This window comes from Streptomyces lusitanus (assembly GCF_042647945.1).
Lineage (GTDB): Bacteria > Actinomycetota > Actinomycetes > Streptomycetales > Streptomycetaceae > Streptomyces > Streptomyces pseudogriseolus.
Window position 1 is genome coordinate 169,289 of sequence record NZ_JBHRWL010000011.1, and the last position, 15,832, is coordinate 185,120.

12 protein-coding genes are annotated in these 15,832 nt (G+C 72.6%); 7 read left to right on the forward strand and 5 right to left on the reverse strand.

The annotated features are described in order from the left end of the window. Window positions 1–24 precede the first annotated feature (24 nt). The 3 genes from ACFOSY_RS18715 to ACFOSY_RS18725 form a co-directional block, all read right to left on the reverse strand. Window positions 25–1,212 carry an MAB_1171c family putative transporter gene (locus tag ACFOSY_RS18715; RefSeq protein ID WP_394308222.1) on the reverse strand — a complete coding sequence of 396 codons (1,188 nt, stop codon included), beginning with the start codon at window positions 1,210–1,212 and terminating at the stop codon, window positions 25–27. Next, window positions 1,209–1,709, reverse strand: a complete 501-nt coding sequence (locus ACFOSY_RS18720) for a toxin (RefSeq protein ID WP_394308225.1) — start codon at window positions 1,707–1,709, stop codon at window positions 1,209–1,211. Before ACFOSY_RS18720 ends, ACFOSY_RS18715 begins: the two co-directional genes overlap by 4 nt. 109 nt (window positions 1,710–1,818) lie before the next feature. After that, on the reverse strand, window positions 1,819–3,045 hold the full coding sequence (locus ACFOSY_RS18725; RefSeq protein ID WP_394308227.1) for a DUF6545 domain-containing protein: 1,227 nt from the start codon (window positions 3,043–3,045) through the stop codon (window positions 1,819–1,821). A 266-nt stretch (window positions 3,046–3,311) separates the two neighbouring features. Between ACFOSY_RS18725 and ACFOSY_RS18730 the strand changes: the two genes are divergently transcribed. Genes ACFOSY_RS18730 through arfA form a run of 4 tightly spaced genes read left to right on the forward strand, consistent with a single transcriptional unit; the run spans window position 3,312 to window position 8,021 of the window. After that, window positions 3,312–4,670: an extracellular solute-binding protein gene (locus ACFOSY_RS18730; RefSeq protein ID WP_394308229.1), complete on the forward strand. Its 1,359-nt coding sequence runs from the start codon at window positions 3,312–3,314 to the stop codon at window positions 4,668–4,670. Continuing rightward, window positions 4,667–5,608, forward strand: coding sequence for a carbohydrate ABC transporter permease (locus ACFOSY_RS18735; protein WP_394308231.1), 942 nt, complete (start codon window positions 4,667–4,669; stop codon window positions 5,606–5,608). The genes ACFOSY_RS18730 and ACFOSY_RS18735 overlap by 4 nt, the downstream gene beginning before the upstream one ends. Continuing rightward, entirely contained in the window at window positions 5,605–6,483 is an 879-nt protein-coding gene (locus tag ACFOSY_RS18740) for a carbohydrate ABC transporter permease (protein ID WP_394308234.1), read from the forward strand. Before ACFOSY_RS18735 ends, ACFOSY_RS18740 begins: the two co-directional genes overlap by 4 nt. A 32-nt stretch (window positions 6,484–6,515) precedes the next feature. Then, window positions 6,516–8,021 (forward strand): arabinosylfuranosidase ArfA, encoded by a 1,506-nt coding sequence (arfA, locus tag ACFOSY_RS18745; protein ID WP_394308236.1) that lies wholly within the window; start codon window positions 6,516–6,518, stop codon window positions 8,019–8,021. A 49-nt stretch (window positions 8,022–8,070) separates the two neighbouring features. Here arfA and ACFOSY_RS18750 read toward each other — a convergent pair whose 3' ends face one another. Beyond that, complete coding sequence (locus ACFOSY_RS18750; protein WP_394308238.1) at window positions 8,071–10,905, reverse strand: beta-galactosidase; 2,835 nt, start codon at window positions 10,903–10,905, stop codon at window positions 8,071–8,073. Between the two features lie 311 nt (window positions 10,906–11,216). Here ACFOSY_RS18750 and ACFOSY_RS18755 point away from each other — a divergent pair, with 311 nt between their 5' ends. The 3 genes from ACFOSY_RS18755 (at window position 11,217) to ACFOSY_RS18765 (ending at window position 13,853) form a co-directional block, all read left to right on the forward strand. Beyond that, window positions 11,217–11,864 carry a DUF4360 domain-containing protein gene (locus ACFOSY_RS18755; protein ID WP_394308240.1) on the forward strand — a complete coding sequence of 216 codons (648 nt, stop codon included), beginning with the start codon at window positions 11,217–11,219 and terminating at the stop codon, window positions 11,862–11,864. A gap of 159 nt (window positions 11,865–12,023) precedes the next feature. Continuing rightward, the gene (locus tag ACFOSY_RS18760; RefSeq protein ID WP_394308242.1) at window positions 12,024–12,758 is read left to right on the forward strand and encodes a PH domain-containing protein; all 735 of its coding nucleotides are present in this window, start codon (window positions 12,024–12,026) and stop codon (window positions 12,756–12,758) included. Between the two features lie 117 nt (window positions 12,759–12,875). Then, window positions 12,876–13,853: an arabinan endo-1,5-alpha-L-arabinosidase gene (locus ACFOSY_RS18765; RefSeq protein ID WP_394308244.1), complete on the forward strand. Its 978-nt coding sequence runs from the start codon at window positions 12,876–12,878 to the stop codon at window positions 13,851–13,853. 12 nt (window positions 13,854–13,865) lie between these two features. Here the strand turns inward: ACFOSY_RS18765 and ACFOSY_RS18770 are convergent, their stop codons facing one another. Beyond that, window positions 13,866–15,590, reverse strand: coding sequence for a pyridoxal phosphate-dependent aminotransferase (locus ACFOSY_RS18770; protein ID WP_394308247.1), 1,725 nt, complete (start codon window positions 15,588–15,590; stop codon window positions 13,866–13,868). Between the last annotated feature and the right edge of the window lie 242 nt (window positions 15,591–15,832).

The following is a 15,832-nucleotide window of genomic DNA, read 5'->3' on the forward strand; positions in this document are numbered from 1 at the left end:
GCCTCCTCACCCGCGCGTCCCGGCTCACGCGGTGCCCGCCGTCGGCGTGCCGGTGGGCACGGCGGGCACCGGGAGCGCGGGCGCGGGACCGGCGAGCGCGTCGGCGATGCGGACCAGCAGCTCCGGCTCCGGCACGGGCGCCGGCGGCCGGGCGGCGCCGCGCGACGGCGGCACGCGCAGGCCGGGGTCGGCCTCGCGCCGTACCGCCGCGGTGATCACGGCGGCCCAGGCGGCGGCCTCGGCCCGCGCCGGGTCGTCCGTCGCCGCCTGCGCGCCGCTGCGGGCGCGGTCGAACAGGTCCCGGTCGAAGTAGGCGTCGAGATGGCCGAGCGCGTTGAGGATGCTGGTCTGACGCCACATCAGCCGGGTCGCCGGGGAGGCGAAGCGGGGCCGCGGCAGCCGCAGCCTGCGGCGGGTCAGCAGGTCGTCCAGCGCCCGCTCCAGCGGCTCGAGCCGGGCGTAGGTCCGCCGGGCCCGCCGCGCCTCGGCCGCCCGGGGCACGGTCAGCGGCACCAGCACCCCGACGACCGTGAGCAGCGCCCCGAGTCCGGCGGCGGCCGTCGAGACGGTGGTGCCGAGCGTCGTCCAGTCCCGCCCGGTCCAGCGGGCGGCCACCGCGACCAGCTTCGACACGCTGTACCCGGCGCCGCAGCCCGCGCCCGCGCCGAGCAGCAGCAGCCCGGCCCGCAGCCCGCCGCCCACCCGGCGCGCCCAGCGCAGCGAGGACACCGTGGTGACGGTGGCCGCGGTGAGGTGCGCGAGCAGGTACAGCACGATCATCTGCGCGATGTACGGGGTCGTCGCGTAGTAGGTGTCCAGGTCGGTGCGGCGCTCCACGGGCGCCTCGCCGAGGGCGAACGTGGCGGTGATGCCCACCACGATCACGGCGTAGGCGACGATCCAGCGGCGGGCGGTGCGCCGCACCCGGGGCCCGCCCCGCCAGTGCACGATCAGCACCTGCGAGGCGGCGCAGTATCCGGTGATCGCCACGTAGGTGAGGGGCGCCGCGAGGTTGGGCACCCCGCCGATCCGGTTGACGGCGCCGACGGTCGGCGGCGCGCCGAGGAAGAAGCACAGCCCGGCCAGGCCCAGCACCGCGCAGATGGCCCGCAGATACGGGTCGCGCCGGTGCCGCAGCAGGTCGGGCGCCTTGACCAGCAGTCCGAGCCACAGCACCCCGCAGCTCACGTAGTTGAGCAGGCCGCCGGTCATCTCTTGGTCCCGCGGTAGTTGAGCGCGGCGCCGATGCGTGCGGCCAGGTCCTGCGGGTCGCCCGGCTCGGCCGCGGGCGCGGTGCCGGCCGAGGTGTCCAGCCAGGTCCGCAGCCGGCGGCCCATCAGCATGCCGAACCGGTCCGCCTCCTGCTCCTCGGCGAGGCTGAAGTCGCTGCGCGCTGCGACCGGGCGGGGCCGGCCGTCGGCGGGCGCGGGCGCGTCGGCGGGGCGGCGGTTCATGTGCCACACCTCGTGGCAGAGGATGACGATCTGGTGCCACACGGCGGCCCGTTCGTCCACCACCACGTCGTCGTGGGTGTCGCGCTCCAGCCACAGGCCGCTCGCGGTGTGCGGCGGGAAGGCCGCCCGGTGCACGTGCACCTCGCGTCCCCGCCAGGCGCTCACGGACGCGACCAGTGCCTCGAACAGGACCTCGGGGTCCGCGGGGACCCGCACCCGGATGGGGTCGATGAGGGCGTCAGCGAGGCGACGCATCTCCTTCCTGGTACGCACCGCTGTCTCCCTGTTCCCCTGGGCGTCGCTCGGTCACCTGTGCAATATGCCAAGACGCGGGCCGTTTCGGCCAGTTCCGTGGTTCCCGCGGTCACTCGGTGACCGCCACGGTGTCCCCGGGTGCCGCGGCGCGGGCGCGGACCTCCCGGATCAGCTCGGGGTGGCGCAGGGTGCGCGAGACGGCCGCGATCTCGCGGAGCAGCTCCGTGGTGTCGGCGCCGTGGTCGCTCTCCGCGCCGTGCGGCGCCTCGACGGCGTCGAGGATCGCCACCGCCGCGGCCACCGCCCGCGCCCGCTCCGGCGGGCAGCCCAGGTCCAGGGCGGCGGCGTACGCGTCCGCGCGCAGCCGCTCGTCGGTGCGGCGGGCCAGCGGCAGCAGCACGTCGCGGATGAACGTCTCCCGGCGGGTGAGCCGCAGTTCGGGGCTGGCCCGCCACGCGAAGGGCAGTCCGCCGCCGTGCACCTGGCACATCAGCAGGTACAGCGGCCGCAACCGGTGGTGGGCGAGACGGATCCGCCAGCGTTCGTGCAGGTACTGGCCGGCGTGCGGGAGGATGAAGCCGACGGCGATGGACACGGCGGACAGGCAGGCGAGCGCCGGGGCCACGTGCAGGCTGAGCCAGTCCAGGTCGTTGCCGGTCCAGCGGGCGCCCACGGCGGTGAGTTTGGCCGCGTCGAAGCCGAGGTTGAGGGCGTAGCCGGCGCCGAGGAACTTCAGTCCCCAGCGCAGCAGCGCGTCGAGTCCGTCGGTGCGGATCCAGTTCCAGATCAGCTTCGAGGTGATGAGCGCGGCGGTGGTGTGGGCGAGGAGGTAGAGCAGGATCTCCTCGCGCATGAACGGCGTGGTGGCGTAGTAGGTGTCCAGGTCCCGGGTGCGCTCCACGGGCACGTCCGCGAGGGCGAACAGCACCCACAGCGCGACGATGACGCCCCCGTACGCGGCGATCACCAGGCGGGTGGCGCGGCGGGTGGCGGCGGACCGCTCGGACAGGCCGTCGCGCCAGGCGATGATCAGCACCAGGCAGGACCCGCAGAACGCGGTGAGCAGGGAGTACACCCAGGGGGCGGAGATGTTGGGCACGCCGGTGACCCGGTTGACCCAGCCGATGGTGGAGGGCGCCACGAACACGAAGACGGCGCAGGCGAGCAGCAGCAGTCCGCCGACGGCGCGCAGCAGCGGGTCGCTCCACAGCCGGATGATGGTCGGCACCTTGATGGCCAGGGCGGCGGCCAGGACGACGGCCGGCACCCACCAGAAGGACGGGTAGAACTCACCGAGGAACGAGGCCGGGCCCATGGCCGCGTCCGCGAACCCCATCGCGACCCTCGCTTCCTTGCCGGTGTCGAGCCTGCTCGAGCCTACGCGGACAGGCGTGTCCGCGTCATGCCGTCCCGGTGACGGATGCGCCTGGTTCCGGCCGTCCGCGCCCGCCGGGCCACCCCGCCCGTGAAGGTCGTACGAGTTCGTGTCCGGGGCATTGACGCACGGGGGCGTCACCCATACGGTCCGTTCGAAGTTACGGGCGTCATCCGAAATCTCGAACCAGCAGGTCTCGCACACTCGATGAGCAGATGGGGCAGGGAATGGGACGACCTGGCCTGAACCGCAGGCAACTCCTCGCCGGACTAGGCGGACTGACGGTCGCCGGAAGCTTCGGCTTCGCGGCGCTCGGGACGGGGGCCGACGCGCTCGCCTCCGGCGCGGACACCCGGGTGCGCTACTGGAACCTCTTCAGCGGCGGCGACGGATACAACATGATCGCGATGCTGGACTCCTTCCGGAAGGACAACCCCGGCATCGAGGTGAAGGACTCCACCCTCCAGTGGGGCAGCCCCTTCTACACCAAGCTCGCCATGGCGGCCGCCGGCAACCGCGCCCCCGACCTCGGCGTCATGCACCTGGGCCGCGTCACCGGCTTCTCACCCGGCCGCCTCCTCGACCCCTGGGACGTGGAACTGCTGGCCGAGTACGGCGTGAAGGAGGCCGACTTCAACCCCGAGCTGTGGAAACGCGCCGTCGTCGACGGCACGCTCTACGCCCTCCCCCTCGACATCCACGTCCAGCTCTGCTTCTACCGCAAGGACGTGCTGCGGAAGGCGGGCCTCCTCGGCGCCGACGGCCGGATGGTCCCGGTGACGTCGGCCGACGAGTGGTTCGACGTGCTGAAGGAGGCCAGGAAGGCCACCCGGAAGGGCCTCCAGACCATCGGCCTGTGGCACAACGACCAGAACTTCCAGTGGTGGTTCTTCGTCGCCTTCTACACCCAGCTCGGCGGCACCTGGTTCGACGACACCCACACCGAGGTCACCTTCGACACCGACAAGGCCACCGAAGTCCTGGAGTTCCTGCGCCGCCACCTCACCGACGGGTACGCCGACCCCGGCTTCGGCGGCAGCGCGGGCGCCGAACAGTTCGTCAACGGCGCCCCGTTCGTCTGGGAGGGCAACTGGTCGGTGCCCGTCTTCGACGCGGCGAAGGTCGAGTACGGGGCCACGCCCCTGCCGCCCGTCTTCGGCAGGCAGGCCACCCACGCCGAGTCGCACGCCTTCGTGCTCCCGCACCAGTCCGGCCGCGGCGGCGCCGCCAACGAGGGCGCCCACCGGCTCGCCGCCTACATCGTCCGGCACGCCCGGCAGTGGGCCGCCGGCGGACACATCCCGGCCTACACGCCCACCCTGTCCACCAAGGAGTACCGCGCGCTCCGGCCGCAGAGCGAGTACGTCTCCGCGATGGACCACCAGGCCACCGAGCCCAAGGTGTGGTTCGCCGGCTCCACCGGCATCCTCGCCCAGCGCGTCGGACCCGTCGTCGTCTCCGCCACGACCGGCTCCGCCCGGCCCGACGCCGTCGCCCGCCGGATGAAGAGCGAACTCACCGCGCTCCTCGCCTCGAAGAACCCCATGGACGGCAAAACCGCCGCACAGGGAGGTGCCGTCGCATGACGACGACCAGCGCCGGGACCGTCATCCGCCCGGCACGCGCCAGGACCGCCGCCACCGGCGCCGCTCTCCGCCGCCGTCAGGGCTTCCAGCACGGCGGCTGGTTCGTCGCCCCGTTCCTCGCCCTGTTCGCGCTCTTCGTCGTCTGGCCGCTGCTGCGCGGCCTCTACCTCAGCTTCACCGACGCCAACATCTCCGGCGACGGCGCGCACTTCATCGGCCTCGACAACTACCGCGAGGCCCTCGACGACCCCCTCATGTGGGAAACCCTCGGCCACAGCGCGTACTTCACGCTGCTCGTGGTCCCCTGCATCACCGTCCTCGCCTTCCTCCTCGCGATGCTCGCCCACCACATCGAGCGCGGGAAGTGGCTGTGGCGGCTGTGCTTCTTCCTGCCGTTCCTGCTGCCGTCCACCGTCGCCGCCAACCTCTGGCAGTGGCTGTTCAACCCCGGCACCGGCATGGTCAACCACGTCTTCTCCATCGAGACGCCCTGGCTGACCGACAAGTCGTACGCGATGCTCGCCGTCGTCGTCACCACCCTGTGGTGGACCGTCGGCTTCAGCTTCCTGCTCTACCTCGCCGCCCTCCAGGGCATCCCCGCCCACCTCTACGAGGCCGCCGCGCTCGACGGCGCCAACGCCTGGCACCGCATGGTCCGCATCACCCTGCCGCTGCTGCGCAACATCACCGGCCTGGTCGTCGCCCTCCAGATCCTCGCCTCGCTCCAGGTCTTCGACCAGGCCGTGGTGATGATGGACTTCCTGCCCGGACCGGAGGGCTCGACCCGCACCTTCGTGCAGTACACCCTCGAAGAGGGCTTCACCAGCTACCGCGTGGGCTACGCCTCGGCCCTCTCCATCATCTTCTTCGTGATCATCGCGGCCGTCGCCCTCGCCCGGATGTGGCTGCTGCGCACCCGTGAGGAGGGCGTCCGATGACCACCGCTCCGACGACCACCGCCGCACCGCGCACACGGGCCCTGTCCCGCCGCCCCTGGACCCCCGGCCAGATCGTCCTCACCCTCCTCGGCGCCGCCGTCTCCGCGGTGTTCCTCGCCCCGCTCGCCTGGGCGCTGTTCACCTCCTTCAAGTCGGAGACCGAGGCCGTCGAGGTGCCGCCGCACTGGCTGCCGAAGGAGTGGACCGGCCAGGCATGGACGGCGATCTTCGAGACCGGCAACATCACCAACTGGTTCGTGAACTCCCTGGTGGTGTCCGTCTGCGTGACGACGATCGTGCTGGTGACCAGCGCCCTGGCCGGATACGGCTTCGCCCGCACCGAGTTCCGCGGCAAGCACGTCCTGCTGGGCCTGGTGATGGCCGGCCTCATGGTCTCCCCGGCCGTCCTCGGCGTCCCCCTGTTCACCACCGTCCAGCAGATGGGCATGGTCGACACCTACTGGGGCATGATCCTGCCGCAGTGCGCGCCCGCCGCGATGGTCTACATCCTCTACAAGTTCTTCCAGGGCGTCCCGCGCGAGCTGGAGGAGGCCGCGTACATCGACGGCGCGGGCCGCTGGCGGGTGTTCCTCACCATCGTCGTGCCGCTGTCCCGCCCCTCCCTCGCCGCGGTCGGCATCTTCACCTTCATCAGCTCCTGGAACAACTTCCTGTGGCCGTACATGGTCACCAACAACCCCGACCTGATGACCATGCCGAACGGCATCGCGACCGTCATGAACTCCTACGGCATCCAGTGGGCCCAGCTCATGGCCGGCGGCCTCATGGCGGGCCTGCCGCTGATCGTCGTCTTCGTCTTCTTCCAGCGCCAGATCGTGGCGGGCGTCGCCCACACCGGTCTGGCCGGCCAGTGACCCCCGACTCCGCACCGCACCGGAAGGACCTCATGCGAACCGCCCGCTTCACCCTGGACCCCGCCTTCACCGTGGGCGAGGTCGACCCCCGCCTCTTCGGATCGTTCGTGGAGCACCTCGGCCGGTGCGTCTACACCGGCGTCTTCGAACCGGGCCACCCCACCGCCGACGCCGACGGCATCCGCGGCGACGTCCTCGCCCTGGTCCGTGAACTGGGCGTCACCGCCGTCCGCTACCCCGGCGGCAACTTCGTCTCCGGCTACCGCTGGGAGGACTCCGTCGGCCCCGTCGAGGACCGCCCCCGCCGCCTCGACCTGGCCTGGCGCTCCACCGAGACCAACCGCTTCGGACTGTCCGAGTTCATCTCCTTCCTGCGGAAGATCGGGCCGCAGGCCGAGCCGATGATGGCCCTCAACCTCGGCACCCGGGGCGTGGCCGAGGCGCTCCAGCTCCAGGAGTACGCCAACCACCCCGGCGGCACCGCCCTGTCGGACCTGCGCGCCGAGCACGGCGACAAGGACCCCTTCGGCATCCGGCTGTGGTGCCTGGGCAACGAGATGGACGGCCCCTGGCAGACCGGCCACAAGACCGCCGGGGAGTACGGCCGCCTCGCCGCCGAGACCGCCCGCGCCATGCGCCAGATCGACCCCGGCGTGCAGCTCGTCGCCTGCGGCTCCTCGGGCCGCTCCATGCCCACCTTCGCCACGTGGGAGGCCACCGTCCTCCAGGAGACGTACGACCTCGTCGACCACATCTCCCTGCACGCCTACTACGAGCCGCTCGACGGCGACATCGACTCCTTCCTCGCCTCCGCCGTCGACATGGAGACCTTCATCGAGGACGTGGCGGCCACCTGCGACCACGTCGGGGCGCGCCTGAAGTCCCGGAAGAAGATCAACCTGTCGTTCGACGAGTGGAACGTCTGGTACATGTCCCGCACCGAGGAGCAGGTGAGCGCGCTCGACTGGCCCGAGGCGCCGCGCCTGCTGGAGGACAGCTACAGCGTCATGGACGCGGTCGTCTTCGGCTCGCTGCTCATCGCGCTGCTCCGGCACGCGGACCGGGTCACCGTCGCCTGCCTCGCCCAGCTGGTCAACGTCATCGCGCCGATCATGACCGAGCCGGGCGGCCCGGCCTGGCGGCAGACGACGTTCTACCCGTTCGCCCAGGCCTCGAGGTACGGCCGCGGCGAGGTCCTCGACGTGCGCGTGGACTCCCCGACGTACGGGACTGAGAAGTACGGCGAGACCGATCTGCTGCACGCCACCGCCGTGCGCGCCGAGGACGGCACGGTCACCGTGTTCGCCGTCAACCGCTCCCGCACCGAGCCGCTGCCGCTGGAGGTGGCGCTGAACGGGCTCGGACCGACCTCCGTCGTCGAGCACAGCGTGCTCGCGGACGCCGACCCCGACGCCCGCAACACCCTCGACGCGCCGGACCGGGTGGCGCCGCACGCGGCCGAGGGCACCGCCCTGGACGGCGGCCGGCTCACGGCCGTGCTGGAGCCGCTGTCCTGGAACGTGATCCGGCTGGCGTGACACGCGGACCGTGTGCTGCGGCGCCCCGTGTCCGCGCGGGCCGGTGGGCTCACCTCCCCGGTGGGTCCACCGGCTCGACCGGCACGCCGCCGCGCGCCGCGCCCAGCAGCGTCAGCGTGACCTTCCCCGGCCCGGCCGGCGTGGTCCCGTCGGACAGCACCGCCAGAGCCAGGGTGTTGGCGCCGCGGGTGCGCAGGATGCCGTTCGGCAGCGCGAAGGTATGCTGCGGGCCCACGTCGTTGACGTACTGGCCCACGTTCCAGCCGTTGAGGAAGATCTGCACCCGGTAGGCGCGCTCCGGGTCGTCCTCCAACGTCAGCCCGACCGAGGCGTCGAGCCCCGGTTCGAGACCCAGCCGGAAGCGGGTGCGGTACCAGGTGACGCCCTGCCGCCGCTGCTCGCGCGGGAACTCCACCACCCGCCAGCCGCGGTCGTCGTGGTCGGGCAGATGCCAGCCGCGCCGCTCCCCGTACAGGCCGCCGTTGTTGAACGGGCCCGTCACCCGCTCCGGTTCGGTGGCGCCCCGCACGCGCCACTCCACGCCGCGGTCGCCGCCCGCGAACTCGACGGCGACCAGCCCGCGCGCGGCCTTGTGGGCGTCCTCGCCGGGCTCCGTCCCGGCGTGCTGCATGGGCCGCACCAGCACCGACAGCACGTGCTCTCCGGGGGTGCGCACCGCCCCGGGGACGGTGAACCGGGCGGTCGCCGTCCAGGTGCCGCGCGCGACGGTGTCCTCGTCGGGCGCCGGCATGCGGTGGGTGCCGAGCGGCCGGCCGTCCAGCCAGGCCATCAGCAGCCCCTCGGTGCCGGTGCTGTACGACAGGGCCACCGACCGGATGCCGCTCAAATCCTCAAGGCGCCCCCGGTACCAGACGTCGCCGTGGTGGTAGCCGTAGTCGTCCGCGAACAGCACGGGCCCGCCCTCGGGCACCGGCGTGGTGCTGTGCGAGGTGGTGCGGTCGGCGACCGTCCAGGCCGAGTCGTCGAAGTCCGGGTCGGACTCCGGGTTCTCCGTGCGGCACCGCCAGCCGTCGAGGGCGGGCAGCGCCACCGCGCGCACGGCGGGCATCAGCCCCTCCATCACCCGGCTGCGGGCGCGGCCGACGTAGGTGGGCACCGGCTCGCCGTTCCAGGTGACCTCGGCGATGCCGCGCGGCCCCCACACCTCCACGCCGGTCTCGACGGTGACGTCGCCGGTCAGATGGATCGTGGAGCCGCGCACCTCGGCCGAGCGCAGCACGGCCGGGCCGTAGACCACGAGCGGTCCGGCCGGGGTCTCGTACGTCCACAGGCGCAGCGCGGTCTCGTCGTCGGCGAACAGCAGCACGAGGGGTGTCTCGGAGTCGCCGTCCTTGACCAGCACCCGGCTCAGGCCGCCCACCCCGAGCGGCGAGACGACGTTCAGCCGGCCCTGGTCGTACGCCCAGGCGGGTTCGGTGTCGGCGCGGTCGGCGCCCGGCTGCTTCTCACAGTCCAGGGCGAGCTGGGCGGTCTCCCCCTTGCGGCCGACGAACACGGCCACGTCCTGACGCCCGGTGGAGACGCAGAGCATCGGCTGGGCGGTGGTGTACGCCAGCCTGCGGTGACCCAGGCGCAGGTCGGAGGCGACCAGCTTGGCGTCGCCCGCGGCCACGGTGACCGGCACCTCGATGCCGGTGCCGGGCAGCGGGGCGCGCACCTCCTCGCCGGAGTCGTTGTGCACCACGAAGAACCGCGCGCCGGTGTCGGGGTTGGTCAGCCGGCGCACCGTCAGCCGGCCGTCCGCGGCGCGTTCCGGCCCGTCGCCGTCCGGTTCCAGCCGGGCGAGGTCGGGCACGGTGCGCACCAGATGGCCGAGCTGCTGGGCGGCGGCCATGTTCGGCGCCGCCTGGCGTCCCTCGTCGAGCACCGCCCCGTGGTCGTACGAGGTGTAGACGTCCGGTCCGGGCAGCCAGCCCCACGACGTCCCGCCGAACCCGATGCCGGTGTGGTGCACGGTGACCCGGTCGGCGAGGGCGGTGAGATGGCGCCGCCGCTCGTGCCGCGCGTCGTGGGCCGCCCGCACCCGCGCGTAGCCCTCGCCGCCGGACAGCGGCCCGCCCCAGGCGTCGGCCGCCCCGCCCGCCACGGCGGTGAGACCGGCCGTGGGCGGGCCTTCGCCGCCCGGCCAGCCCTCCCCGTCGAGCACGGGCACGTCGATGAGGTCGGCGCGCACCCGCGCGTGCAGCCGCGCCCGGTGGGCGCGCGCGGCCGGGTCCCCGGCCGGCGCCGGACGCCCGTCCTCCAGCCGGTACAGCAGCACCGTTCCGCCGCCCGCGGTGTACAGATGCCGTACGGCGACGGCATTGACGGCGGCCAGCCATGCCTCGGCGTGCCGCAGGTACTCGGGGTCGTCGGTGCGGGCGGCGCCCGGGACGGTCGTCAGCCAGCCGGGGAGGCCGCCGGCGTCCAGGTCCGCGCCGAGGTAGGGGCCGGGCCGCAGCACGACGTACAGCCGCTCCTCGGCGGCCACCGTGAGGAAGCGGTTCAGGTCCCGCACGCCGGTGAAGTCGTGCACGCCGGGCGCGGGGGAGTGGACGTTCCACGGCACGGGCACGTCGACGGCGGTGAAGCCGTGGGCGCGCAGCTTCTGGAGCACGTCCCGCCACAGTGACGGGCTGGGCAGCCGGAACGGGTGGACCTCGGCGGACCACAGCACCAGACGCCTGCCGTCGACCAGCAGCGAGTGCCGGTCGTAGGTGACGCGATGGCGCCGGCCGTCGGCCTGCGGAAGCGGGGGCGGCGGTCCGGTCGGCACGACGCGCGGCCCCCGCGGGCCGGTCGCCGCCCCGCCGCTGCCGGCCAGCGCGAGGCCGAGCGCGGCCGTGCCGGTCAGGGCGGTGAAGGTGCGCCTGCTGAGCTCCAAGGGAGCGCCTCCTGGTCTGTGCCACAAGCGGTGCTGGTGGGTCATTGTCCCCGAACCGGAACGGCCCACCGTCCCCAGGGGAGCCCCTGCACGGCGTGGCGTTCACCGGCGGTATACGGACCGGGAGTGAATGGCCGGAGTTCGCCCTGTCCGGCCGTGGCGGCGCTCCATACGATGCGAGCGCTCCCGGCCTTCACCGCTCCTTCATGCCTCCTTCACGAAGCCGGGGGCTGCATGTGCCCGCACTTTTGGCATGTGCATGACGCTTCAACCATCGCACCGCACCACCCCCCACCCAAGGACGGAGAACCATGGCTTCAGGCCTGCTCCTCGGTGTCGCGGCGGCCACGCTGCTCGGCGCCGCGCTGCCCGCGGACAACCCCGGGTCCTCGTTCGACGACCCGCCGCCGGACAAGATCGTCATCAAGGTCGCCACGGTGAACGGGTCGGGATGTCCCGCCGGTACCGCGGCCGTCGCCGTCTCGGCCGACAACACCGCGTTCACCGTGACCTACAGCGACTACATCGCCCAGGCCGGCGGGAGCTCCGACCCCACGGCCGCCCGCAGGAACTGCCAGCTCAGCCTGCTGGTCCACGTCCCGCAGGGCTTCACCTACGCCATCGCCAGCGCGGACTACCGGGGCTTCGCCGCGCTCCGGCCCGGCGCGCGGGGCACCGAGCGGGCCTCGTACTACTTCCAGGGCTCGCCCAACACCGAGCACCGCACGCACGTCTTCGCCGGCCCGTACGACGACAACTGGCAGGCCACCGACGAGACCGACTGGGCGCAGCTCGTGTACGCGCCCTGCGGGGTGCAGCGCAACTTCAACATCAACACGGAGCTGAGAGTCACCGCGGGCAGCGACCCGTCCGAGGTCAGCTTCATGACGATGGACTCCACCGACGGGGACATCAGCACGGTGTACCACCTGGCGTGGAAGCGGTGCCCGGCCGACTGACCGGCCGCCGGTGCGCGGGCGGGCCGGCGCGGAGGCGCGGGCCCGCCCGTTTCGACTGTATGGCTCAACAACCCTTGCTGTGACGCGAGTTGAAGCTTCACACTTTCTTCGCACGTATGTGCGCGGCGGTCCGTGCCGCAGGAACCGGGGGTGGACGGGATGAGTGCTCGGTCGTTGCCGCGTGAGTACCGGATCAGTCAGGGGCGGGCCACCGGCGTCGTGGCCGCCGTGGCGGTGGCGAGCGTGCTCGGCATGCTTCCCCTCTGGACCGCGGAGGATCTCTCCGCCCCGGTGAAGTGGTCGGTCACCCTTCCCCTCTTCGCGCTCTTCGCCTGGCTCGTCACCGCCTCCCTCCGTGCCTCCACCACCGCGGACCTCAAGGGCATCCGGGTCAGGGGCTTCACGGGGACGCGGCGACTGGCCTGGGAGGAGATCCAGGACATCCGGGTCGAGATCAACCCCGGCGCGGTCGCCCAGCAGGGCCCGGCGCAGAGTGATTACGTCTCCTACGCCTACCGGGCCGACGGCAGACGGGTGCAGCTGATGTACCTGGACGACGCGACCGTCGACCTGGAGCGCGAGATCGGCGTGCTGCGCGCCGCGTGGGAGGAACTGCGCGGTGAGGACTGGACGAGCTCGCCCGACATCACCCGGCGCATCGAACGCGGCGAGGCGCGCAGGCTGGCGATGATGTCCGGTTTCGCGTGGTCGATGCTGGCGTTCGTCCCGTTGGTGGTGCTGATGCTCGTCCCCCTGTTCGCGGACGTCCCCGGGCCGCTGGAGACGGTCCTGTCCCCCCTCGTCGTCCTGGGAGTGGGCCTTCCCGCCGTCTTCGTCTCCGCGGCGGTCCTGTCCTACCGCAAGCGCGTCCGCGTCCTGGCCGACGGGGAGTGACGGGCTGCGCGGGCGATTGACGCGCAACTCGTTCGATTCTACGGTCCGTTCGAACTTGCGATCGCCGTTCGGAATCCCGAACGGCTCCTCACCCCCACCGCAAGGAGAGAACCCCGTATGAGCCGCACCCTCCGCAAGCGCACCGCCCTCCTCGCGCTCCCCGCCGCCGCGCTGCTGGCCCTGATGCCGGCCACCGCCTCGGCGTACCCCAACCCCGGCCGCGTCACCGGGTCCGTCGTCACCCATGACCCGTCGATGCTCCGCACGTCCTCCGGGCAGTACCTGCTCTACGCGACCGGCGGCGGCATCAGCAGCAAGACCTCCGCCGACCGCATCGCCTTCTCCGCCGGCGCCGACGCGTTCTCGTCGCGCCCCGGATGGTGGCGCACCTACTCCTCCGTGCCGGAGGCCTGGGCGCCCGACATCTCGTACCACGGCGGCAGGTACCTCATGTACTACTCCGTCTCCTCGTTCGGCTCCAACACCTCCGCCATCGGGCTGGCCACCTCCGCCACCGGGCAGCCGGGCAGCTGGACCGACCAGGGCGTCGTCCACACCTCGAACTCCTCCAGCGACTACAACGCCATCGACCCCAACCTCTTCGTCGACGACGACGGGAAGTGGTGGCTGTCCTTCGGCAGCTGGTGGACCGGGATCAAGATGATCCGGATCAACCCCTCGACCGGGAAGCAGCTCTCCTCCGACACCACCCGGTACGCGCTGGCCTCCCGCCCCACCGGGACCAAGGCCGTCGAGGCGCCGTTCGTCGTGAAACGGAACGGCTACTACTACCTGTTCGCCTCCTACGACACCTGCTGCGCCGGCACCTCCTCCACCTACAAGGTCAAGGTGGGCCGTGCCACGAGCGTCACCGGCCCGTACCGCGACCGCAACGGCGTGGCGATGACCAACAACGGCGGCACGCCCGTGCTGGAGTCGCACGGCAGCGTCATCGGCCCCGGCGGCCAGTCGGTCCTGCGTGACGTCGACGGGGACCTGATCGTCTACCACTACTACGACGGCAACGACAACGGCACACCCAAGCTGGGCATCAACCTGCTGGACTGGAGCAGCGGCTGGCCGGTCGCCTACTGACGACCCAGGGGGTCAGCCCGCCGCCCCCATCCCCGCCGCGTCCGGCCAGCTCTGCGCCCCCGGCCAGCCCGTCGCCGGGGCCATGGACAGCCCGTCCGTGCCCCGCACCTGGGCGGCCGTCAGCCCGCCGCGCGCCGGGACGCCGGGCGGGGTGGGACCGGTGGGCGGCGGGACCTGCATCGGCGCGGGCGCGGGGAACGCGGCCGCCGGGGCGAGGGGCGGGGCGGCCGGTACGGGCTGAGGGACCGGCTCCGGGTACGCCGCCGGCTGCGGGAACTGCTGCGGCACGGGCTGCGGTACCGGCTGCGGCTGAGGCACGGGCGCCGGCTGCGGCACCACGGGCTGGGACACCGGCTGGGGGGCGGGCTGCGGCCGGGGCGCCTCCTGCGGCACGGGCAGCGGCTCCGGCTGGGGCAGTCCCGCCGCGGCCGGCGCCGGCATCCCGCCGCCCGCGCCCACCGCCGGGGCGGACGCGGCGGCGGGGAGCGGCATGCCGGCGCCGGCGGCCTGGGCGAGGCCGCGTGTCCCGGCCCCGTTGGTCTGGCTCACCAGGCGGTCCACCGCCGCCGTGCCCGAGCTGTAGGCGGTCCCTGAGGCCTGCTCGGGCACGGCGGCTCCCCTCCTGGACGTCCCGTAGAGCACCTGTTCCAGGCCGGTCACCAGGCGACGGACGTCGACCTGGGGGCGCACCACGAGACGCAGGAAGCGGCTGGACGAACCGATCTTGTTGCCGCACTCACGCACCAGGATCCGGTGCTCGGTGAGCAGCCGGTCGCGGACCACGGTGCCCTCGGCGCCCACGGGCAGCCGCACGAAGAGGAAGTTGCCCTGGGAGGGGTAGACCGTGAGGCCGGGCAGGGAGGAGAGCTGCCCGGACATGTCCATCCGGTCGCGGCGCACCTGGTGCAGGCTCTGCGCGTACTCCGCGCCGTGCTCCTTCAGCATGAACACCACGTGCTCGGCGAAGGAGTTGAGGTTCCACTTGGGCAGCATGGAGCGCACCCGGCCGGCCAGGGCCGGGTTGGCGACCAGATAGCCGAAGCGGATGCCGTGCAGGCCGAAGTTCTTGCCGAGGCTGCGCAGCACGATGACGTTGGGGCGCAGCATCGCCTCCTGCACCACGCTCGGCTCGTTCTCGGCGTCGGCGAACTCCAGGAACGACTCGTCGATCACCACCAGGTCCAGGTCGGCCATGGCGTCCATGAACTGCACGACCGCGTGCTTGTGCAGAAAGCCGCCGTCGGGGTTGTTCGGGTTGCAGATGACGGCGACCCGGGTGCCGCGGGCGCGGATGAACTCGGCGTACTGCGCGAGGTCCAGGGCGAAGCCGCTGGACTCCTGGAGCGGGAACATGTCGACCCGCTTGCCGGTCTCCATCGGCTGGTCGGTCCAGCGGCCGAAGGTCGGCACCGGCACGGCGAGCGACTCGCGCACCAGCAGATGGTCGATCCAGGTGATGAGCTCGGTCGAGCCGTTGCCCATCGCCACGCACTGCGGCGGCAGCCGCAGCAGGCTGCACAGCTCGGCGGTGATGGTGTCCGCGCTGCTCGGGTAGTACGTGATGATGTCGCGCAGCCGGGCCGCCATCTCCTCGAACATGGCGGGGGTGGGGAAGTACGGGTTGCAGGGAATGCAGAAGTCCACCGGGCCGGCCCCGTCGCTCTCCCTCGTCAGCGCCGCCATCGACGGGCTGTGCGCCGCGGTGCTGCGGAACAGCGAGGTGACGTTGTCGGCCAAGGGAACCTCCGTGTGCGGCGGACCCGTTGGGGAGGGACGGGCCCGTCATGCCTGGGTGGCCCGCGCGGGGGAGCACGGGCCACCCAGGAGTACGGAGACAGGCGGGGGGCCGTTCAGCACGTGTGAGGAAAATGTGAGGACGGCTCGTGATCGTGCTCACACCGAAAACGCTCACTCCGCGACGCCCGTGCCGAAGCGCTCACACGGACGCGTTCACCCCGGCGCTCACACCGGCACGCGGG